Annotated in this window: 22 protein-coding genes and 4 tRNA genes; 2 read left to right on the forward strand and 24 right to left on the reverse strand. The window is 38.8% G+C overall.

The features are described 5' to 3' along the window. Positions 1-96: 96 nt before the first annotated feature. The 15 genes from F908_RS05500 to rpe all read right to left on the reverse strand — a co-directional run bounded on the left by F908_RS05500 (position 97) and on the right by rpe (position 10,711). Complete coding sequence (locus tag F908_RS05500; RefSeq protein ID WP_005158677.1) at positions 97-732, reverse strand: nuclease-related domain-containing protein; 636 nt, start codon at positions 730-732, stop codon at positions 97-99. A gap of 146 nt (positions 733-878) precedes the next feature. Next, positions 879-955 (reverse strand) — tRNA-Pro (locus tag F908_RS05505). Between the two features lie 4 nt (positions 956-959). Continuing rightward, positions 960-1,035, reverse strand: a tRNA-His gene (locus F908_RS05510). Positions 1,036-1,071: 36 nt separating this feature from the next. Further along, positions 1,072-1,148: transfer RNA gene (locus F908_RS05515), tRNA-Arg, on the reverse strand. 68 nt (positions 1,149-1,216) lie between these two features. Continuing rightward, a tRNA-Pro gene (locus F908_RS05520) sits at positions 1,217-1,293 on the reverse strand. 143 nt (positions 1,294-1,436) lie between these two features. Continuing rightward, positions 1,437-2,501 (reverse strand): quinolinate synthase NadA, encoded by a 1,065-nt coding sequence (nadA, locus tag F908_RS05525; RefSeq protein WP_004655525.1) that lies wholly within the window; start codon positions 2,499-2,501, stop codon positions 1,437-1,439. A gap of 143 nt (positions 2,502-2,644) precedes the next feature. Continuing rightward, positions 2,645-3,865, reverse strand: coding sequence for a bifunctional glutamate N-acetyltransferase/amino-acid acetyltransferase ArgJ (gene argJ / locus F908_RS05530; RefSeq protein WP_005158682.1), 1,221 nt, complete (start codon positions 3,863-3,865; stop codon positions 2,645-2,647). A gap of 349 nt (positions 3,866-4,214) precedes the next feature. Continuing rightward, positions 4,215-4,703 carry a methylated-DNA--[protein]-cysteine S-methyltransferase gene (locus F908_RS05535; RefSeq protein WP_005158685.1) on the reverse strand — a complete coding sequence of 163 codons (489 nt, stop codon included), beginning with the start codon at positions 4,701-4,703 and terminating at the stop codon, positions 4,215-4,217. A gap of 18 nt (positions 4,704-4,721) precedes the next feature. Beyond that, on the reverse strand, positions 4,722-5,039 hold the full coding sequence (locus F908_RS05540; protein WP_005158692.1) for a DMT family transporter: 318 nt from the start codon (positions 5,037-5,039) through the stop codon (positions 4,722-4,724). A gap of 171 nt (positions 5,040-5,210) precedes the next feature. Beyond that, on the reverse strand, positions 5,211-5,756 hold the full coding sequence (locus F908_RS05545) for a hypothetical protein (RefSeq protein ID WP_005158695.1): 546 nt from the start codon (positions 5,754-5,756) through the stop codon (positions 5,211-5,213). A 2-nt stretch (positions 5,757-5,758) separates the two neighbouring features. Next, positions 5,759-6,262 (reverse strand): 3'-5' exonuclease family protein, encoded by a 504-nt coding sequence (locus F908_RS05550; RefSeq protein WP_005158697.1) that lies wholly within the window; start codon positions 6,260-6,262, stop codon positions 5,759-5,761. 82 nt (positions 6,263-6,344) lie between these two features. Continuing rightward, the gene (locus tag F908_RS05555; protein ID WP_005158700.1) at positions 6,345-7,244 is read right to left on the reverse strand and encodes a copper resistance protein B; all 900 of its coding nucleotides are present in this window, start codon (positions 7,242-7,244) and stop codon (positions 6,345-6,347) included. Next, a complete protein-coding gene (locus F908_RS05560; protein WP_005158703.1) occupies positions 7,231-9,171 on the reverse strand; it encodes a copper resistance system multicopper oxidase in 1,941 nt (646 codons plus the stop codon). Before F908_RS05560 ends, F908_RS05555 begins: the two co-directional genes overlap by 14 nt. Positions 9,172-9,239: 68 nt before the next feature. Continuing rightward, complete coding sequence (locus F908_RS05565) at positions 9,240-9,659, reverse strand: hypothetical protein (protein WP_005158713.1); 420 nt, start codon at positions 9,657-9,659, stop codon at positions 9,240-9,242. Between the two features lie 365 nt (positions 9,660-10,024). Continuing rightward, on the reverse strand, positions 10,025-10,711 hold the full coding sequence (gene rpe, locus F908_RS05570) for a ribulose-phosphate 3-epimerase (RefSeq protein WP_005158714.1): 687 nt from the start codon (positions 10,709-10,711) through the stop codon (positions 10,025-10,027). A 178-nt stretch (positions 10,712-10,889) separates the two neighbouring features. On the opposite strand from rpe, the gene F908_RS05575 reads away from it, so the two are divergent. Then, complete coding sequence (locus tag F908_RS05575) at positions 10,890-11,165, forward strand: DUF2218 domain-containing protein (RefSeq protein ID WP_005158715.1); 276 nt, start codon at positions 10,890-10,892, stop codon at positions 11,163-11,165. A gap of 27 nt (positions 11,166-11,192) precedes the next feature. Here F908_RS05575 and fghA read toward each other — a convergent pair whose 3' ends face one another. The 7 genes from fghA to F908_RS05610 all read right to left on the reverse strand — a co-directional run bounded on the left by fghA (position 11,193) and on the right by F908_RS05610 (position 17,316). Next, complete coding sequence (gene fghA, locus F908_RS05580) at positions 11,193-12,038, reverse strand: S-formylglutathione hydrolase (RefSeq protein ID WP_005158719.1); 846 nt, start codon at positions 12,036-12,038, stop codon at positions 11,193-11,195. Beyond that, positions 12,007-13,452 carry a C13 family peptidase gene (locus F908_RS05585; protein WP_005158727.1) on the reverse strand — a complete coding sequence of 482 codons (1,446 nt, stop codon included), beginning with the start codon at positions 13,450-13,452 and terminating at the stop codon, positions 12,007-12,009. The genes fghA and F908_RS05585 overlap by 32 nt, the downstream gene beginning before the upstream one ends. Positions 13,453-13,654: 202 nt before the next feature. Next, the gene (locus tag F908_RS05590; protein WP_005158728.1) at positions 13,655-14,464 is read right to left on the reverse strand and encodes a class I SAM-dependent methyltransferase; all 810 of its coding nucleotides are present in this window, start codon (positions 14,462-14,464) and stop codon (positions 13,655-13,657) included. Further along, the gene (locus F908_RS05595; protein WP_005158729.1) at positions 14,464-15,285 is read right to left on the reverse strand and encodes an undecaprenyl-diphosphate phosphatase; all 822 of its coding nucleotides are present in this window, start codon (positions 15,283-15,285) and stop codon (positions 14,464-14,466) included. Before F908_RS05595 ends, F908_RS05590 begins: the two co-directional genes overlap by 1 nt. 8 nt (positions 15,286-15,293) lie before the next feature. Beyond that, positions 15,294-15,992: a tRNA (adenosine(37)-N6)-threonylcarbamoyltransferase complex dimerization subunit type 1 TsaB gene (gene tsaB / locus F908_RS05600; protein ID WP_005158730.1), complete on the reverse strand. Its 699-nt coding sequence runs from the start codon at positions 15,990-15,992 to the stop codon at positions 15,294-15,296. A 145-nt stretch (positions 15,993-16,137) separates the two neighbouring features. Then, positions 16,138-16,665: a gamma carbonic anhydrase family protein gene (locus F908_RS05605; protein ID WP_171063549.1), complete on the reverse strand. Its 528-nt coding sequence runs from the start codon at positions 16,663-16,665 to the stop codon at positions 16,138-16,140. A gap of 36 nt (positions 16,666-16,701) precedes the next feature. Further along, positions 16,702-17,316, reverse strand: coding sequence for a CoA pyrophosphatase (locus F908_RS05610; RefSeq protein WP_005158738.1), 615 nt, complete (start codon positions 17,314-17,316; stop codon positions 16,702-16,704). A 120-nt stretch (positions 17,317-17,436) separates the two neighbouring features. Between F908_RS05610 and F908_RS05615 the strand changes: the two genes are divergently transcribed. Continuing rightward, positions 17,437-17,985 carry an NUDIX hydrolase gene (locus F908_RS05615; protein ID WP_005158740.1) on the forward strand — a complete coding sequence of 183 codons (549 nt, stop codon included), beginning with the start codon at positions 17,437-17,439 and terminating at the stop codon, positions 17,983-17,985. Between the two features lie 38 nt (positions 17,986-18,023). Here F908_RS05615 and F908_RS05620 read toward each other — a convergent pair whose 3' ends face one another. After that, positions 18,024-20,036, reverse strand: coding sequence for a putative pilus system protein FilF (locus tag F908_RS05620; RefSeq protein ID WP_005158750.1), 2,013 nt, complete (start codon positions 20,034-20,036; stop codon positions 18,024-18,026). A 19-nt stretch (positions 20,037-20,055) separates the two neighbouring features. Beyond that, positions 20,056-20,832 (reverse strand): putative pilus assembly protein FilE (filE, locus tag F908_RS16230; RefSeq protein ID WP_034602664.1); only part of this gene is annotated, 777 nt, incomplete at its 5' end.

Here is a 20,832-nt window from a genome sequence, read left to right on the forward strand (position 1 = left end):
AGCCCGATAGAAATTGATATTCGTGTCCTGTAGGATTAGTTTTGTGATCAAAATATCTTGATTGCGTTACTACACCGACTTTCTGTAATTGTTTTTCTAATTCAAGTGCTTGTTATTCTTACTTTTCTGTTTGAGATATTCAACATGTTGGCGATCTGTTTTCCATGAAGATTCCAATATTTCTTTTTCTATTCTGTAATGAATTCTTTTTTGCTTCATTGAACTGATTACTTCCTCATTGAAGCTCTTTACATAATTTATCCATGCCTTTCCACGAAATACATTTTCAGGCATCTCTGTTTTGAATTCACTTCTAGGAGTAAAAACAATAACTGAATGCAAATATTTTGGTTCAAGTATATCACTTAAAATCATCTCCAAAACTTTCATGTGTTTGTAGTTTTGATGTAATGGATTTTGAAATTTATAACTTTTTTTATAAATCTTTTGCGTCCATTGTTTCTGACGAGCACTACCAAAAATCCAACCCGTATAGTTTTTCGTTTCTATAATAAAAACACCGTAAGGACTTATTAGAATGTGATCAATTTGTGTTGTTCCCTGCTCTTGGTCAGGAATCGTACAGTTATTTAACAGAATATACTCATCGCCTAATGCTTTATCGACATGTACGGCAACCATGAGTTCACCCATCTTTCCTTTAAAATAGGGCGATTTCAAATAAGTAAGAACAGCTAAAATAATAATGATAAAAATAAAATAGAAAAGCATCTCTTCCCAATCACTTATAGTTTTTGAAGTTTAAAATAATAAATCTAATACGTTATAAATATTATATTAATAACATAATCAATTAATTCAGACGTAAAAAAACCGCTAACTTAGCGGTTTTTTATCTCATCTTAAATTAAAGATGATGGTCGGAGCAGTAGGATTCGAACCTACGACCCCCTGGTCCCAAACCAGGTGCACTACCAGGCTGTGCTATGCTCCGAAATTGGGGTGAATGACGGGATTCGAACCCGCGACAACCGGAATCACAATCCGGGGCTCTACCAACTGAGCTACATCCACCATCAAAACTTTGATTCTACATACCAAGCTGCCAAATGGCGCGCCTGACAGGATTCGAACCTGTGACCATCCGCTTAGAAGGCGGATGCTCTATCCAACTGAGCTACAGGCGCATAACGATGATAATACTATCACGATACTTCGCCGATATTTAAAACTATGTTTTTCAACATATTTTAAATGGTCGGAGCAGTAGGATTCGAACCTACGACCCCCTGGTCCCAAACCAGGTGCACTACCAGGCTGTGCTATGCTCCGATTTTTTTTCAGCTTTTAGCGTATCGCACATCGTGCGGTACGGTGTGCATTCTAGGCGCGACGCCCTAGAACGTCAACACCTATTTTTCAAAAAAAGAATAAATCCTTATCAAATGTATATTTAACAAGCATTTTTAGACGTTTTAGCGTTTCAAAGAAGCACTAAAGTTCAACATTCGATCTAAGGGTAATTTCGCGCGTTCAGCAAGAGCAGGATCAACGTGTATTTCTTGATCGGCATGTTGTAATACATGCAAGATTCCATCCAGTTCATTCATCGCCATCCACGGACAATGTGCGCATGAACGACAAGTTGCTCCCTCACCTGCGGTTGGTGCTTCAAATAATTCTTTATCAGGCGCTGCTTGTTGCATTTTATAGAAAATACCGCGATCCGTTGCCACGATCATTTGTTTATGTGGCAAGGTCTGAGCTGCTTTAATCAGTTGCGAGGTGCTCCCCACCGCATCAGCAATATCCACTACTGATTCAGGTGACTCTGGATGAACTAAAACCGCTGCATCTGGATAGAGCGCTTTCATTTGCGCAATACCACGGGCACGGAATTCTTCATGCACGATACATGCACCATCCCACAACAACATTTCAGCGCCCGTTTTCTTTTGAATATAGCGACCTAAATGCTGATCTGGTGCCCAAATAATTTTTTCGCCCAAACTATCTAAATGTTCAATGATCTCAACCGCACAACTAGAAGTCACCACCCAGTCGGCACGCGCCTTCACTGCCGCCGAGGTATTGGCATACACCACCACGGTATGATCAGGATGCTGATCACAGAATGCGGTAAACTCATCTACAGGACAACCCAAATCCAGTGAACAGGTGGCTTCCAAAGTTGGCATCAACACTGTTTTTTCTGGTGATAAGATTTTAGAGGTTTCACCCATAAACTTTACGCCTGCCACCACAAGGGTTGTTGCAGGATGATCACGACCAAAACGTGCCATTTCCAATGAATCAGAAACACAGCCCCCTGTCAGTTCAGCAAGCTCTTGTACTTCAGGATCACAGTAATAGTGAGCCACAAGCACTGCATTTCGCTTTTTCAACTCAGCTGCAATTTGGGCAAACTTTTCTTGTTTCACTTCTGGGCTAAGACTATTGTCCTTTGGCTCGCCCAAACGATCTAAATGCGCCTGCACAATATTTTTGGCTTCGTTCGCAATTAAATTCGCATCATTCATAAAGCGTCTTCTCTATCCTGCGTGCTTGCATCGCTGCAAACTTATAACGTGGGTATCTTGGTGAGCATTTAGTGAATATCACACTATCCACATACCAGCTTATAAAAAAAGCCTCACTGTGGAGGCTTTATTATAACGCAAATTTATGAACGATAATCGGCATTAATTTTGACATAGTCATAAGAAAAGTCACAGGTATAAACCGTGTCTTTAGCTGTACCACGACCGAGGTCAATACGAATGCTAATTTCCTTTTCAGCCATGACGGCTGCACCTGCTTCTTCAGTATAATCTGGGTTTGCACCACCATCTAAGCAAATCTGTACATCACCTAACCAAACTTGTACTTTACTACTATCTAGGTTGGGTACACCTGCCTTACCAATCGCCATCACAATTCGCCCCCAGTTTGGATCTGAAGCGAATAAAGCTGTTTTAATTAACGGCGACTCAGCAACGCTATAGGCAACATCACAACATTCTTGAGTATTTTCTCCACCATCAACCTGAACAGTAATGAATTTGGTCGCACCTTCACCATCACGCACAATCAATTGCGCTAAACGGTTCATAATACGCGCCAGCACATCAAGAACCTGTTGATAACGTGCATCCTCTTGGCTCTGAATCTCAACACCACCTGCTAATCCAGTTGCCACAAAAATACACGAATCATTGGTTGAGGTATCACCATCAATGGTAATACGGTTAAACGAATGCTCAACCGTGGTTTGCAGTAACCGCTGTACCATTTCACGGCTAATCGGCGCATCGGTTGCCACAAAGCTAAGCATGGTCGCCATATTTGGACGAATCATGCCTGCACCTTTACTGATCCCCGTCATCGTATAAGTTACGCCGTCCAGTTCAAACTGCTCAGATGCACCTTTTGGTGTGGTATCTGTGGTCATAATACCTGATGCAGCATCCGCCCAACGATCGGCATTTAAATCATTTAATGCAGGTTGAATACCTTGCACTAAACGTTCAATTGGCAACTGCTCACCAATCACACCCGTTGAAAACGGTAAAATCTGATTGGTTTGCACGCCTGCTAACTCAGCCAACTTGGCACAAGTAGCTTCTGCATTTTTATAACCGACTGTGCCTGTTGCAGCATTGGCATTGCCTGTGTTGATAATCAAGTAACGTGGTGTATTTTCTGCTAAATGCTTTTTACTCAATTGAACAGGCGCAGCAGCAAAAGCGCTTTGGGTAAACACCCCTGCAACGTTTGAGCCTTCAGCAAATTCAAAAATGACCAGATCGCGTCGGTTTGGATAACGTACATACGCCTCAGTTGAGCCAATTTTTACACCCTGCACCACATGCATAAGTGGCATAGTTACGTCACCAACAGCCATTTTTAAACTTCCATTCAATTTGTTATGAAAAAGAAAATGAATACATACCCTATATATGAGACTCGGAAAGGTCATCTACAACCTGAGTGGTATTTGTAATATCCCGTTTCTGCGATAGATAAAACAAATGCAACAAGTGAACAGGTTTTATAGATGACAATGCCTTTGGTTACTTTGGGCGAAACCAAAGTAACTCGAACCGAAGGGTATTCCTAATATTGAATTACACTAAGCAAGACACCGCCTCGCGAATAACTGAGTTACGGTTCAAGTCCTAAAATATGTCGATTCATATCTGTTAAGTAGCTTATTCCAAAAAGAAATGAAAATCGAGTATTAACACTACAGATTATGGAATTTGGCTTTGCTCTAAACTCAGTAAAATCTGCTTCTTATCCAAACCACCTGCAAAACCAACTAATGCCCCACTCGAACCAATCACCCGATGACATGGCGCAATAATTGAAATTGGGTTTCTACCATTGGCTGCCCCAACAGCACGCACTGCTTTTTCATTACCAATCTGAACGGCTATTTCCTTATAACTACGTGTTTCGCCATATGGAATAGTTAATAAAGTCTGCCAAACCTGTTGTTGAAAATCTGTCCCTTGAAAGTCCAAAGGTAAATCAAATTGCTGACGTTGCCCTGCAAAATACTGTTCTAATTGTTTTTTAACTCGAATTAACATCGGATGTTGATGATCTTCTATCAGTTCAGCCAGTCGAACTCGTTTATGATCTTCATTGTCCCACATCACGGCGACCAATGCATGATCATGAGCAACCAGTTTTAATGCACCCACAGGAGAATCCATGTACATATACACCAGTTGCATTACACTCTCCTTAAACCATTAATTTGATGACAATTTCATCAGCATTAAGCCAGATACAATTAATATTGCAGCAATCATTCGCATCGCAGTCATTGGTTCATTTAAAACCATGATGCCAACAATAAATGATCCTATCGCACCAATTCCCGTCCAAACCGTATAAGCTGTACCCAAAGGCAACGATCGCATTGCAATTGACAACAATACGACACTTAAAATCATAAAAATGATCGTAACCACACTTGGAGTGAGGCGTGTGAAGCCCTCAGACATTTTCATTGAGTATGCCCAAATGACTTCAAAAATACCCGCCAAAATTAAAATTGCCCATGCCATTTTTCACACTCAACCTTAACAAGAGTTGGGTCGTCCCAACGTGATGCTTTTGAAGTGAGGTCGTCCTCTTAGGAAAAGCAGTGTACTGTAAAATTTCGAGATTATGTGAAAGGTTATGTATGGATTCCAGTGCAGTATTTTAAAAATTAAAAGCTTATCTAAGGTTAAGATTTACTGCCATGAAATCTGATCGACCTGCATTAGCTCACATGCCCCGTTTCCTGTATCTTCACGGGATAAAGAACTTTTCCAATGCCAGCCATCTTTTGTCTGGATTTCGATTAAAGAACCCTTTAAATAGACTAAATCATCTTTTTTAATTTTTTTCATTTGAGATGCGACATAAGCGTTGGCAGGAACCAGATGCATATTGGCACTATGCGTTGCGATTTCTCGCAAAGAAATAGGCAGTTGATGATCTATACGCCAGTGATACCAACGATTACTTTGTGATACATCAATTTGTTTATAGATCTGCGGATTTGCCATATCTCCCCAACCAACAGCAATATCCATTGGTGAAAATTCAGCTTCACGCCCTAAATTGTAGTCTTCTCTAGAAAGCACACGAAATGCGCCTTCATAATGCTCCAATGCATTAATTTGTACGCCTTGTTGAGTGGTCATTTGACTAATATTTGGCGCTGGTTTTAATACCTGTGTCCAAACCAACCATGCAATAGCCAATCCTAGTACGCCATACATCCATCTTGGCATGCTTAATTATCCTTCTTTCTCTGTAAGCATTTTATCCATTGCTTCAAATGATTGAAGCATGAAATTAAAAAATGACCTAAAACACTTAAATAATTATCCTGCGGCTCAACTTTATGGTCATGTAAAGTTGCAGTATCTGTATTCAAAGTATTCATTTCTAAAGGTTCATAATGTGACAAAGTTTGTTGTAACTCAGCTCCCAAGCTCAAGCGAATTAGAGCAATTGTCACTTCATCAATTCCATAATGATGATATAAGGTTAGATGACGTGTATCTAAATCAATACTATGTTCAACTAAAATTTCAGCAAATGGCAATAATGCTTTTCGAATCCGTTGTACTTCCACCAAACTACTCATGTGTGGAATATAATAAAAACTGACTTTCATACTGCCATCACGTGGAACACCGTCAAATTGAGTTATCAAATTTTGTGTTTTCTCTCTCCGACTTAGAGATTCATTTGCTTTATCAGTTATTAAATTGTCTTGTTGTTCTAAAGCCATTTATGCACCATGAATGACTCAAAAAAGATACTGTCAGTATAAACCAACAGTATCTCAGGGAAGTGACATTTTAGACAAAGGATCAGAACTTTAACGTAAGTCCCAAACCATATAGCCAACCTTTTTTACTGTCTGTAGCCGACTGTAATTCGGTTTGTTTCAAACCTTTGTTGTATGCATAAGCGACATCAATAAATGGCATGATTTTTTTACTGATTTCATAACGCGTTTGCAGACCTATCTGAAGTTTAGATAATCCAGATTTATTTGCATAACTTGACTCATCATTGAATATTACATCTGCATTCAAATAGGGTTGAGCAATCAACTTTTGCGTAAATAATACATCGCGTGTTGTTTCCAAACTCAGTTGCCAGCGTTGGTTTTGACCTGCATAAATATAGGCTTCGATTTCAAAAAAATACGGCGCTAGACCATGTAATCCCAATACCGCGTCCCATTGATTTTTATCATGCTTTTGCTCAGGCTGATATTGATAACGAACACCTGTTTGTACATCCCAAAAGTCAGCAACATTACGGCTGTATAACAGCTTTGTTTCGGTTTGAGTTTTTTCCGATTCTGCTTTTTCAACATGTGCTTGAATGAATATTTTATTTTTATCACTTCCCACCCATGTTTTTAGCTCAGTACTGGCACTGCCTCGACCATCGTCATCAACGATCCATGCATTTTTAATCGCTGTGGCTTGATAAATTTGTCCACCATGTTCACGATGATGATCATGTGTATCATGTTGAATATCAGATGGTACTTGCTTTAATTCAGGTTGATGTTCTGAATGATCAACAGGAGATGATGTCTCCATCAATATATTCTGTTGTACCGACTGATCCATTTGCATCATTTGATCATGCCCCTCATGTGCAGATGCAAATACACTCAAACAAGAAACCATGCCACCAATTGCCAATAATTGTGTATAGCGTTTCATCGTAGAAGCTTGCTTAGTGATGTGCATGGCTCGCTCCTTGAGTAGGTTGAACAGACATAGTTTGTGAAACTTTGCTGCCATCGACATTTGCGACAATCAATTTACTCATCATGCCCGCACTCATGTGGTATAACAGATGACAATGAATCGCCCATTCACCGAGCTCATCCGCAGTCAGTAGAGCTGTAACAGTTTTGCCGGGCGGCACAATCACCGTATGTTTATTTGGCATATCCTGCGGTGCCTGACCATTCTCCAATTGCATAAACATGCCATGTAAATGCATCGGATGCGCCATCATACTTTCATTGATAAATTTCAGTCGAATACGCTCGCCATAACGCACGGTTAAAGGTTTGAAGTCAGGATCACTAAATTTCTTACCATCAATCGTCCAGATGTAACGCTCCATCGTGCCCCCAAGACGAATCACCAATTCTCGCTCTGCTGGACGACTATAACGCTCAGGTTGTGATTGCAACGACTTCAAATCTGCATAAGTTAAGGCTTTCTGACCGATTGGTGTTGCTGCATTCGCCCAGCCCTGAACGGTATCTGAAGTTATTTTTCTAGAAGATGCCGTTATTTGGTGTTGGCTATGATCTGAGGGCGTTGCTGAAGCTGACATATCCATCTGACCGTGTGCACTATGATCCATACCCGACATGTTCATCTGACCATGTCCACTATGATCCATTTTCGACATGTCCATTTTTTCATGTGAGCGATGATCCATCGCTGCTTTTTGCATCGGTGTAACTGGTGCTTTACCTTGAGGCATCTGATGCTGACTATGATTCATATTGGCCATATTCACTGGCTGATCTGAACCATGGTCCATTTTGCTCATATCCATCTGACCATGCGAACCATGATCCATGCCCATATCTTCCATCGTCAATAATGCACGTGGGCGTGATTTTGGGATTTGCACTGAGGTTGGATTGGTCACTTGTTCATTCTGCAATGACCCAATTGCAAAACCAGAACGGTCAATTGACTCTGCTTCAATTTGATAATGCGCCTGTTTAGGTTCAACCAATACATCATAAGTTTCTGCTGTACCAATACGAAATTCATCTACGGGAACAGGCTGTACAGGCTGACCATCGGCACTAACGACTGTCATTTTTAGGTTGGGAATACGCACGTCAAAAAAAGACATGGCTGACGCATTGATAAAGCGCAAACGAATCTTTTCACCCGTTTTAAAAGCGCCTGTCCAATTTTGTTGAGGTGTTTTCCCATTCACCAAGAAAGTATAACCAGTGACATCAGATAAATCGGTTTTGAGCATCCGCATCTGGTTCCACATCGAACGATCTTGCCACGTTGCTTTTAAACCGTCTTGTTTCACCTGCTTCCAGACATCGCCCACCGTTTCACGTTGGTTTTGGTAATACTCAGCCGACTTCTTCAAATTTGCCATGATCTTGTCGCTTTCCGTTTCATGAAAATCAGACAACATCACCACATAATCACGCTCAGCTTTCTCATGTGCCGCGACAGATTGCTTAGCTTTCGGATAAATCACCAAGGGACCATATAGGCCATCTTGTTCCTGTCCTTTACTATGCGCGTGATACCAATAAGTTCCGTTTTGACGAACTTTAAAACGATACTCAAAACTGCCATTCGGCTTAATACTTTTAAAGCCATTAAAACCAGGCACACCGTCCATCAATCCTGGCAAAAGTAATCCATGCCAATGTAATGACGTATCTTGATCTTTGAGTTGATTATGCACATGAATGACCGCTTCATCCCCTTCCTCAAACTCTAATAACGGCGCAATAAATTTGCCATTTACCGTAATACGTTTGACAGGTTTTCCAGTGACATTGACCATTCCTTGATTAATGTTCAGATGATATTCTTTTATTGCAGCCAAACTATAAGGCGCAAAAATTAAGCTTAAGCCAGCAATGACACCAGCATATATTTTTGAGGACATAATATTTTCCTAATCTGTGAACTATTTTTAAATCGCTCGTTGAAGCGAAAAAGAGCTTCTAAGACAGATTAGGTTCTAGGAGGACGTAAAATTTCTTGCCAATGACCTGCAAGATGACGAGCTTGATACGCTGTATTTTTATAAGTGTTTAGCTCAAAAAAAGGAGAAACAGACAGGCTCGGAATTTGTTGATCAAGTGCAAAATTAATCGTTTGGCAATGTGAAATATTATTACAATCGGGGCAATGTTGCTGATCTTGCATTTGCCCATCATGGCATTTAACCACATTGGTTACATCATGCGACATATCCATTTGATGATGCGGACGTGTCATCTGTTGATCATGACATGGTATCACTTGCGCTGTAGACATCTTTTGATCAAGTTGAATCTTTTGGACTGCTGCAATAGACGCACCGCTTCCCCCGATGAAAAATATCATCAGGAATACAAACCATAGATGCTTGTATTTTTTATGAAGTTGCACTAAATATCCTTGGATCAATCATCAAATGAATGCGACTTACTTAGCATAATTTCTTTCTATCTTATGCACAATCTACTTTATGTTCAATTATGCTAATTCCTTGCATTTAAGCAACAGAATTGCCGATTTATCAAACGAAAAAGAATAAAATACGTTATGAACAAAAATAAAGCAAAATAAAGGACTTGACGCACAAAAAAAGGACAAAAATTTGTCCTTTTTTGATATTTTTGTTGAGAATATAAACAACTGAAATCATTTTGTTTATTTTAACAACATCTTATCCACTTGCTTATCAACACGGTTATCCACCCAGTTATAAACAAAGTTATCCACAACCTTATGTGAAAAATAGGATGAAAACACTAAATGTCTTTTGCACCAACTTGAGCTAATTCTGCACGCATTTGATCAATTACAGTTTTATAGTCAGGTTGACCAAAAATTGCCGAACCAGCTACAAACATATCCGCACCTGCTTCAGCAATTTCACGAATATTTGCTGGGCCAACACCACCATCAACCTCTAAACGAATATCAAGACCGCTGGCATCAATGATTTTGCGTGCTTGGCGAAGTTTCTCCAATGTCATTGGAATAAATTTTTGCCCACCAAAACCAGGGTTCACACTCATCAATAAAATTTGATCTACTTTATCGAGAACATAATCAAGGTAATGTAAAGGGGTTGCTGGATTGAAAACTAAACCTGCTTTAGCACCACCCGCCTTGATCAGTTGTAAAGAACGATCAATATGATCCGTTGCTTCTGGATGGAAAGTAATAATATCTGCACCTGCCTCCAAAAAATCACCGATCATACGATCAACAGGTGAAACCATCAGATGCACATCAATTGGCGCCTTAATTCCATAATTTTTCAATGCCTTACAAATACCTGCACCAAAAGTTAAGTTTGGTACATAATGGTTATCCATGACATCAAAATGCACAACGTCTGCACCCGCAGCTAAAACTTTTTCTACATCTTCACCTAAACGTGCAAAATCAGCAGATAAAATCGAAGGAGCAATTAAATAAGGCTTGGACATGAATGACCTGGCAAACTTTGAAAAATGATAATTGAATTATAACAAATTCATCGGCTTTAGGCTGTTACAAAGATACGATTACGATATTGCAAACTTGCAACAACGCGTTGCATGAATACTGTTTTTAACTGCATATGATTTTGCTATTTTTAATGGTGAAATCATATGCAGTTAAAAAATGAATAGTACGACACAAATTACAACTCACGATGGTAAACGTATCAGTAAACGTTTATTGAATCACTGGAAGCACAAATTTGAAGTATCAGAGACTGAGCTGTATTCAAAAATTTTTATGCCGACTGCAACGGTGACGCTTACACCACAAGAACAGCATTTAGATGTATTGATTGAAAATCATCAAGAAGATGTTGCTCGTCTAGAACAGGTGGTTATTGATCATTTAAATCGTATGGCACAACAAGAGTTTATTGTTGAGTGGCAACATCATTAATAAGAAGCTCGAAAGAGCTTCTTTTTTTTAAGCCATTCCCTTTTCTAACTGAATCGCATGAAATTGCAGATGATCATCAATAAAACTTTGAATAAAGTAATAACCATGATCGTAGCCTTTGTGCTGGCGTAAAGTTAAATGTTGCCCTGCTTCTAGACAAGCTTGCTTAAACTTTTCAGGATTTAATTGAGCATAAAACTGATCTTCTAGACCTTGATCAATTAAAATTTCCTCAAAGACTCCACCCTTTTGCTGAACTAAAGCCGTTGCATCATGTGCTAACCATTGCTGTTGATCCGCACCTAAATATTGGCTAAATGCCTTTTCACCCCACGGGCAAATACTTGGTGCACAAATCGGAGCAAAAGCTGAAACTGATTTAAATTGTTCTGGGTATTTAAATGCCAAGGTTAACGCACCATGTCCACCCATTGAATGTCCAAAAATCCCAATCTGACTTTCGATAATCGGAAATGCTTGTAAAACATGTGCATAAAGTTCATCAACCAAATAAGACTCCATTTGGTAATGTTCAGCCCAAGGTTGTTGAATAGCATTGATATAAAAGCCTGCACCCTGACCAATATCCCAATGATCGCCCTGCGCAACTCCCTCTCCACGCGGAGAGGTATCAGGGCTAATTAGAATCAAACTCAGTCGAGCTGCCATACGTTGTGCATGTACTTTAATTGCAAATGTGTCTTCGGTGCAAGTTAAACCCGCAAGATAAAATAATGCTGAACAAGGCTTTCCTTCTAAAGCAGCAGGAGGTAAATACACTCCAACTTTGGTTAAACCTTTAAGATGCTGTGATTCTAGTTGATAAATACGCTGTTCACCTTCAAAACAACGATTTTTTTGCAGTAGCTGCATGTTGATTATCCTGTGTTTTTGTAATGTCTGTTGTTGTGATATTTTGCGTTGGGAATAAATACGGCTCAAGTTGTGGCAACATCAATTCCATGTTACGACCGATAGCCCATTGCGGCTCTGATGGTTCAAATCCTTGAGCTGTTTCCCACTGTGTCACAGTTTGTTTAGACTGATCAAATGCTTTTTTCATTGAGGATTGTTCACGCATCGCCAAATCGAAGAAAGCACGACCAAAATATGTGTAATCCGCTTCATTATTACAACCAAAAGAGGTTTTATCTGCGGCTGAAGCAGTAATAATTAAGGTTTCAGGTGACTGTAATGCTGGAATAAAACTTCCTGAATAACACGCTGAAATTACAATCACTCGCCAACGAATACCTGATTTATCGAGCGTTTCACGTAGCCATTTCGGGTCGACTTGCCCTAATTCTAATGGTGCATTTTCGAGTTCAAAATGATTACGCTCACCGTGGGATGTCATATAAAGAAATAATACATCGCTATCACGGTTCATCTGCTGACCAATCCGACGCAACGCTAACTCAATACTGGTTTTAGACGCAATTGGAACATCTAAACGTGTCGCAGGATTATTAATCAACATAATCGAGCGTCCAAACGTTCCAAAACGAGTATCAAATTGCTCTCTAATGCGTTCAACTTCAGATTTGAAAACATCAGCGTAGCTATCCCCAGCTACGCCCATAAAATACCAATGGCTTTTCGCAATATCACCATATTGGATTTGATCTAAAGCTTTGTCCAACACATGACTTTGCGCATAAAAAGCATCTTCAGCAAAACTTGGTGGTGTTTCTTCAACTTTCCAAATCGGTTGATCTTTTACTGAAAGTTGCCAAACCACCATGGTTGCAATAGTCGCAATAAAAACTAAAGCACGCTCCCACCACGGCCAATTTAATGCCCGTGAAAATACCCAAATCACAGCCAGACTTTGCCAAACAAATAGTCCAACAAATAATGGTGGTAAGAAACCATTATAGATTGAATCGGGAATGAAATTTAGATAGCCATTTGAACCTAAATATTGGATCAAACACTGTAATAATAAGATATTGGTATCAAGCACTAACCATAATAATGCAGGTACAAGCATTAAACGGGCTTGGTTCATGCGTTGCGAAAGGAAAATCCCCACAATTAACGCAATAAAAGGCCACAGTGCGTAACCAATCAAACCTTGAGGGTTGAACTCACCAATTTGCCCTGCCACCAACCAGCTATAAAGTGAGTTGGTACAACCACCTAAAATACCCCAAATAATGAGCTGGGTAATTGATGGATGAACAATCTGTAAGGAACGTCGAGACCCAAGGAACAACCACATTCCAGCAATTTGGTTACTTTTAGAATCATGCCAGATATTAATGGAAGGTTTGAGGTCGATCATAAAGTTCTTCGGGTATTTCTCTTTTCAAGCTTAGATTGAGAATATGTCTATCTTTTATCAAATGAATATGACTTTTCCTAAAAGGAACAACGTCTTTCCTTCATTTAAGCTCGACAAGAATTTTTTATCAATCATGCTTTTGCACTATATCACAAATCTTTACCGAGCATTCACCTAAGCTAAACAATCACTTGGATAAAAGTTAAGTTGAACTTTTGGGAAAATATGCATCAAAACGACAAGCATCACCTAGCCATTGATGATCCGGAGTTTGATCAGCCAAATAAACAGCATGTCGTGGTCGTTTTACAATAACGCGTTTAGCGATTTTACTGGCAAGATGCAGTAATTCATCACCTAAATCCATTTCACCATCTTCAGGTAATAACATATGCAATAATTGCATTTGCTTTTTGACCTGTGCCTGTTTCTTTTGTGCTTGGTGGTTTTGATCTCGCTGTGGGAACATCGGATCTAAATAAATGACATCGATCTGTTCATCTCGCTGCTTTAATCCATGTAAATAATCAGTTGAATCAGCATAAATGAGTTGAATCCGTGGCATAACAGATTGCAAAAAAAGATCTCGTTCTGCTTGGGCTTTGGTATATTCTAATAATACAAATAGGATGGGATGACGTTCAATTAAACGCACATCAGCACCCAAATAAGCCATCAATAAACTATCATGACCTAAGCCAGCTGTTGCATCAATTAAGCTAGGTTTTTCACCTAATTGACATGCTCTTGCAATCATTTCGGATTTCAGACTGGCTCGTTTTAAACGAGGAATTTCAGCACGCCAATCCGGTTGCATTTTCATCCCATTCGCAGCGAGACTCAGTCCATCCTCATCTAAAACCAAGGCCATGTCTGGATTCAGACGAAGGAAACGTGCATTCACTTTTTCAACGATTTGACCTTTTAGTTCGACATCCAAACTCGCTAAACGAGCTTGAAGTTTTTGAAATTGCTCCGCATACTCCGTCTGATACCAACAGATCATCTGCATTACCAATGCACCCAACCTGTCCACCATGTCGCCAAAATAAATAAACCAAAGACTATACGGTAGTAAGCAAAAGCGGTGAAATCATGCTTAGAGACATAACGAATTAATGCACGAATCACAATTAAAGCTGAAACAAAAGCAACAATAATTCCAACTGCTAAAATAGCCATATCATTACTATGTAATTCATGACGCATTTTATACATATCCAGTAAGCCTGCCCCCATCAACACAGGAATACCGAGGAAGAATGAAAATTCAGCTGCTGCTTTACGTGAAATACCTAAGAATAATGAACCAATAATGGTTGAACCAGAACGTGATGTCCCAGGAATTAATGCAAGACATTGAATCAAACCAATCAATGTGGCTTGCTTGAATGTTAGATCTTCGACTTCTTGACTCACGATTTGATGCGGACGGCGTTCCGCCCACAAAATAACGCCCCCCCCGACAATTAATGCAATTGCAACCGTGACCGCATTAAATAAATAAGCCTTTACCACATCACCAAAGCTCAAGCCAATAATCACAATTGGAACAGAAGCGATGATTAAATTCAGGCTTAAACGACGACCTTGCTCTTGTCCTGTGAGTGCGCCAATTAATGCGCCCCACAGTTTGCCCCAATACTCATAAATTACTGCTGCAATCGCACCAATTTGTACAGCAACCGCAAACATATCTCGTTTTTCAACAGTCCAAAAATCTAGCAACTGCCCTGCTAGAATCAAGTGCCCTGTACTTGAGATCGGTAGAAATTCAGTAATCCCTTCCACCAAACCCATAATTGCTGCTTTAAATAGCAATAAAAGATCCATAATTAACCTTAATTCGCTTTACTTTGTTCTGGAATTTTTTTCCATGCATCATCACGTAAATACACAGGGAGTGCATGCTCAGCATCAACCCATTTTTTTTGTACAGCATAAATTCGAGCAATTGTTGCAATGTCTTGTGCAGTTGCTCGAATTTCTGTTGCAGACGTTTTTAGAATGGAGGCCTCTTGCGAGTCTATTTGACTTGGCTTAATCAATTCTGAACCTGAGCCAATCGCCGTAAATTTACGATATGCGGTCGCTTGTTCATAATTTAATAATTTTTCTTCATCGACAGCATGCATAATGCCATTTTCATCTAGACTAAAATTAGCAATATAAACTTCTTGCATACGTGCATCTAAAACAGCTGTAACCTGCTGTAATCCTGTCAAACGATATGCAGCTTGCGCTAACGCTTGCAAGCTTGATACAGGAATAACAGGCAAATCTTGTGACCATGCCAAAGCTTGAGCAACCGCAGCATTAATACGTACACCACTAAATGAACCTGGCCCACGACTAAAGGCAATTGCAGCCAAATCAGCCAATTGAGTTTGAGTTTGTAATAGCGCCTGTTCAGTTAATGGCAGAATGGTTTGCGTTTGTGCTTTTGGTCGCTCATCTAATTGAAAATAGAGTTCTTGAACATCATCAATTAATGAAACTGAACAGTGCTCATTTGCAGTTTCCAATGCAAGCAACTTCATGCAAAAACCTTAGCTTAAAAGAGATAAAAAACGTCGAGTATCATACCCCACTCAAGCGCCCTAAGCGAGTTATTGACTTTTTATAGATACAAAAAAGCCAAGGATATACTTGGCTCAAGAAACACACTATATCAATTCGTAATTATTAGAAATTAAACTCTTCCAATACTAAGAAATTCTTATAATGTTCAGCATAATGTAAAGCACTCAAGCGTAACCGTGCAGCGCCTTGCTCATCTAAAGTTTTGATCACTTTTCCTGGTGATCCCATCACTACAGAATTATCAGGGATAACTTTACCTTCAGGAATCAATGCATTTGCACCAATAATACAATTTTTACCAATCACCGCATTATTTAAAACTACAGCATTGATACCAATTAAAGAATTCTCTCCAATCGTACAGCCATGCAACATGGCTTGATGACCGACTGTCACATAATCCCCAATATTCAGTTCAATACCTGCATCAGTATGTAAAACTGCATTCTCTTGAATATTCGAGAAATTTCCAATCCGAATTTTACAATTATCAGCTCTTACAACCGCACCAAACCAAATACTAACTTGGCGACCTAACTCAGCTTGACCAATCACCGTTGCATTCGGTGCAATCCAGCCATCCCAAGGTTCATGTAATGCTTTAGGGCTCAATCCTTGATATGTGTACATCATGACAAAATACTACTCTATTTTAATAAGACGTGATTAGAATTTAGATAATCCAAAATGAGGAGGATTAACTAAAAAAGGCCATTTTTTTTGATGTCCTAGCCCATACTGAAATAATGATACTAACATTCGAGCGGTTAAACCCCATACGATCTCATTTTCAACCTGCATACTCGGAAAATAAATTGATTGTCGAGCTAAACGCACTTCATACGGTAAAGGTGGTGCATCAATTAACTGCTGCAATGGTGCAAAAAAAATACGATCTATCTCTGTAGGTTGGGCAATTAGATCTACTTGTGCGGGAATTAATCCTACAATCGGTTTCACAGATAAACCACTACGCGCACGTTGTATCGGTAAATCTCCTAACAGCTTGACATCGAAGGGATTAAGCGCTGTTTCTTCTTGTGCTTCACGCAAAGCAACTACAATATTACTGGTATCACTCGGATCACGCTTTCCTCCTGGAAAAGACACCTCACCTGCATGTTGAGATAAATGGATTGAACGACGTGTGAGTAAGACCTTAGGTTGCTGTTCTTGTGTAATTGCAATTAAAACCGCTGCATCAGCTTGTTGGATTCGTTTGGAAAAACGCAACCGTTGTTGTAAAAGCTGTATTAACGATGGTTCTTCCATATGACTCATCTCTTTTTCTCATTTTCCTTACAAATCATCATAACTGAAATTTCAATCACAATCATAGATCATGATGCGAAGTGATCAAAATTCAGTTATGCTGAGTTATCTCTGTAGCTGATGATAATTATGAGCTTTTGCGTTGCGTGTGGACATCAAACTGAAGCAAAAATCCCGCTAGGTGATCATAAAACACGGCTCGTCTGTACACACTGTGGCAATATCCACTATGAAAATCCGAAAGTTATTTGCGGTGCATTAGCCATTTGGGATAATAAAGTTTTATTGTGTCGACGTGCCATCGAACCACGTTATGGGCTATGGACACTTCCTGCTGGGTACATGGAATTATTTGAAACCATGGAACAAGGTGCTGCTCGTGAAACACGAGAAGAAGCTGAAGCCGAAGTTGATATTGAACAACTATACTGTATGTACAATATTCCACGTATTGGACAAATTTATGTTCTATTTAAAGCACAATTGAAAGATGGTGTTTTTGGAGCTGGAGAAGAAAGTCTCGAATGCCGTTTATTTGAAGAACATGATATCCCATGGGCAGAACTCGCATTTCCGAGTGTAGAACAAACTTTAAAACATTATTTTGCAGATCGTAAACTAGGATTATTTCCATCTCATTTAGAAACATTAGGTACACGTTTAGATCATACAGGTTAAATAAAAAGACCGCTTATCGCGGTCTTTTTATTTAACTCTTACTTTATTTTAACAGCTTTACATGCGTTTAAATTTTGATCCGCTAGTTGAATAGTCACTGGACCAGTCCAGCGTTTAGCCATTTTACGATCTTCATCTGTAGGTTTAACATAATTATTTTTATCCGTGTCTTTTAAATTATCGTATAGATTTACATACACACCCTGATAATAAGCGTAAGTGTTTGACCAATATACTGTACTACTTGTCTCAGTAAAGTCAGTTAATGTTATTTCCTTTTGTGGGGCATCACTTAATAAATTGTGAACATTAATTTTAGCGCCACCAATAGCTGTAATCGTTTCATTATAATTAACACGAACATTCAATCCAAACATCGCACCATTTAATACACCAAATTTTGGATTAGATAAAATTGCTCGGACAGATACTGATTTACTTGTAGGTGTAAAAGAGGTTGCTCCTGTAGAGCCTATACGATATTGAGTCTCTCCAAACTCATCAGTGATCGTCCCATCTGAATTAATAGATTGGATTTTTGCACACTCTCCGGACATATCACTAGATGTAGAATTTTTACGAATATCAGTTCGGATATCACCATTCTCGTCAATTACAATCCCTAACTTAATTTTTTCTGAGTCAGGAATACTATTATCAGAGAAACCAAAAATTAGAGTCGCATATAAAGGGAAAATATATTTCTCATTTGTTTTTACATTTGTACTGGTTTTAAAAACATCTTTACCTAAGTAACTTGGTGGGTTTGCTTTATAGATTTCTAAACTTCCATTATAAGCTTGACCACCTATAGTTTGCTCCCATTGCCCCAAATGTGCTGTATTTACAGGGTCAGTATCTTTAGCATTTAATAAAACTCTATAAATATATTCTGTCCCAGGGATTGTATGATCATTAATCAACTTACCTTGCTTAAATTTTAAGTCTTCTGATGGGTTTGTTGTCAAAGCAAAACGCAGCGGTTGGTTAGAGTTTATTTCACGATTAATAGGATTCAACCAAGTATTTTGAGGATTAATTTGTACTTTTTGAGCTTTGACTTTAGTAATTAATACAAGTGGTGGATAAAGTTTACCCTCTATAAAACTTGCAGGACCTCGCCATTGTTGACCTGTTCCTATTGTATATCCTTGTCGATCTGTAAGTAAAAAGACCTCCCCCATCGAATGTATAAGGTCATTACCTTTATCAGGATTTACACAATCATTATAATTTGATTGATTACAACCAAAAAAGCCATCTGGAGTCTTAACTGAAGGTGTAATTGTACCCGCCTTTAAGAAAGGTACTGTTGTTTGCCATACACCTGCATTCGATAAATTTAAGAGACGCTGAAGCAGCACCATCGCTTGTTCATCTGTTACATTACTAACACTTAACCATGGCTTTAATATATCAACGTAAGAACCATTACTCAGTTCAGCAACACCAATATCTTTAGTTAATTGAGATAATAGATCTTTCTTTTCGTTAGTAATCTGAGTAGGTTGAATATCCCCCAAAGCGTTATCTTCTTGCTCAAGACCAATACTATGGAAAATTTTTATTAATGCTATCGCTACACGAATGGTCTCATCATTTGGATCAAGTGCTGTTGGCATTTTTCCTGTCAATGCGCTTGCTAAATCAATTACTCGAAGCCGTGGTACTGGATACCTTAAGTCATTAATCTTAGAAATATCATCTAATTTCACAATACCAAGGTTAATTTTCTTAGCATCTTTACCTTGTATATAAAAAGTTGCTGTGTCGCCTAATTTACAAGCTCCACCAACAACATTTGAATCAAGTTTAGTTGCAAAGTGATTTGCCTTATCGCTACTACAATCAAAATTTAAACCAGAAATAGGATAATCCATGGCAAAGGGTAGACAGTCGCTACTTGTAGGCGTACAACTCGTACTAGTTGTGACGCCACTAACCCCTTTATTTGGATCTTCATTAATTTTTGTACTCTCGCCTCCACAGCCTTGTAATAATGCTACTAATGTCGTTAAAGCAAAGGGTAAGAAAATTTTGTTATTTGTCATGGGTTCATCCTATTAATGCTTACTGTAAAGCAGCAATCTTAATCTGTCCTTGATTTGAAAGTTCCTGCTCTGGAACATCCACGGCTGATGCTAATGGAGTCATCATCATATAATAACTTTTAGGCGGTATCTTAATTACACCTTGAAGGGCTGCATGTTGTAATAATGTTGCTGGAATCTTCTGATTCTTAAATCCACTCACGCCTTCTAATATACAACCAGACTTATCTAAAAAAATCACTAAAGGCCAATAATATGTCGGTTTATCAGTATTAGATGCATAAGAATCAAATTGCATATATTGAATATTTTGATCAAGCTTGACCAATTCATATTCAAATTTTTCTTTTATAGGTTTCCGAGGCCATAAGCCAATTTCTTTTTCGGGAACTAAACTCTTGATTGTTTTATTTTTGCCATAACTTTCTAAGAAACAACGATCATTCTCAAATGCCAGAGATAAATCTTGTGCAGATAAACGAACATAATTATTAGATAAAGTTATTGAATTTAGACTCTGGTTTGATTTGTTTAATATTTTATCCAAAATTGATCGACTTACGCCTTTTTTACGCTCTATCGTCTCTAAACGTCCTGTACCATCAGGCATAGTATAAAAGCGCTTTTTACCCTCTAAATTAAACTCCTGATCCTCTAAATATTCATTATTCACATATTCAATACCATCTACATGTATGAATGCAGATGAAGCAGATGAAGCAGATGAAGCAGATGAAGCAGATGAAGCAGATGAAGCAGATGAAGCAGATGAAGCAGATGAAGCAGATGAAGCAGA

It is taken from the genome of Acinetobacter sp. NIPH 284, from assembly GCF_000369425.1.
In the GTDB taxonomy this organism is placed as follows: domain Bacteria; phylum Pseudomonadota; class Gammaproteobacteria; order Pseudomonadales; family Moraxellaceae; genus Acinetobacter.

Excerpts from the sequence above, each read along its gene's own strand:
- F908_RS05500 (WP_005158677.1), bottom strand. The coding sequence starts at position 732 with ATGCTTTTCTATTTTATTTTTATCATTATTATTTTAGCTGTTCTTACT.
- nadA (WP_004655525.1), bottom strand. The coding sequence starts at position 2,501 with ATGAATGATGCGAATTTAATTGCGAACGAAGCCAAAAATATTGTGCAG.
- argJ (WP_005158682.1), bottom strand. The coding sequence starts at position 3,865 with ATGGCTGTTGGTGACGTAACTATGCCACTTATGCATGTGGTGCAGGGT.
- F908_RS05535 (WP_005158685.1), bottom strand. The coding sequence starts at position 4,703 with ATGCAACTGGTGTATATGTACATGGATTCTCCTGTGGGTGCATTAAAA.
- F908_RS05540 (WP_005158692.1), bottom strand. The coding sequence starts at position 5,039 with ATGGCATGGGCAATTTTAATTTTGGCGGGTATTTTTGAAGTCATTTGG.
- F908_RS05545 (WP_005158695.1), bottom strand. The coding sequence starts at position 5,756 with ATGCCAAGATGGATGTATGGCGTACTAGGATTGGCTATTGCATGGTTG.
- F908_RS05550 (WP_005158697.1), bottom strand. The coding sequence starts at position 6,262 with ATGGCTTTAGAACAACAAGACAATTTAATAACTGATAAAGCAAATGAA.
- F908_RS05555 (WP_005158700.1), bottom strand. The coding sequence starts at position 7,244 with ATGCACATCACTAAGCAAGCTTCTACGATGAAACGCTATACACAATTA.
- F908_RS05560 (WP_005158703.1), bottom strand. The coding sequence starts at position 9,171 with ATGTCCTCAAAAATATATGCTGGTGTCATTGCTGGCTTAAGCTTAATT.
- rpe (WP_005158714.1), bottom strand. The coding sequence starts at position 10,711 with ATGTCCAAGCCTTATTTAATTGCTCCTTCGATTTTATCTGCTGATTTT.
- F908_RS05575 (WP_005158715.1), top strand. The coding sequence starts at position 10,890 with ATGAATAGTACGACACAAATTACAACTCACGATGGTAAACGTATCAGT.
- fghA (WP_005158719.1), bottom strand. The coding sequence starts at position 12,038 with ATGCAGCTACTGCAAAAAAATCGTTGTTTTGAAGGTGAACAGCGTATT.
- F908_RS05585 (WP_005158727.1), bottom strand. The coding sequence starts at position 13,452 with ATGATCGACCTCAAACCTTCCATTAATATCTGGCATGATTCTAAAAGT.
- F908_RS05590 (WP_005158728.1), bottom strand. The coding sequence starts at position 14,464 with ATGCAGATGATCTGTTGGTATCAGACGGAGTATGCGGAGCAATTTCAA.
- F908_RS05595 (WP_005158729.1), bottom strand. The coding sequence starts at position 15,285 with ATGGATCTTTTATTGCTATTTAAAGCAGCAATTATGGGTTTGGTGGAA.
- tsaB (WP_005158730.1), bottom strand. The coding sequence starts at position 15,992 with ATGAAGTTGCTTGCATTGGAAACTGCAAATGAGCACTGTTCAGTTTCA.
- F908_RS05605 (WP_171063549.1), bottom strand. The coding sequence starts at position 16,665 with ATGTACACATATCAAGGATTGAGCCCTAAAGCATTACATGAACCTTGG.
- F908_RS05610 (WP_005158738.1), bottom strand. The coding sequence starts at position 17,316 with ATGAGTCATATGGAAGAACCATCGTTAATACAGCTTTTACAACAACGG.
- F908_RS05615 (WP_005158740.1), top strand. The coding sequence starts at position 17,437 with ATGAGCTTTTGCGTTGCGTGTGGACATCAAACTGAAGCAAAAATCCCG.
- F908_RS05620 (WP_005158750.1), bottom strand. The coding sequence starts at position 20,036 with ATGACAAATAACAAAATTTTCTTACCCTTTGCTTTAACGACATTAGTA.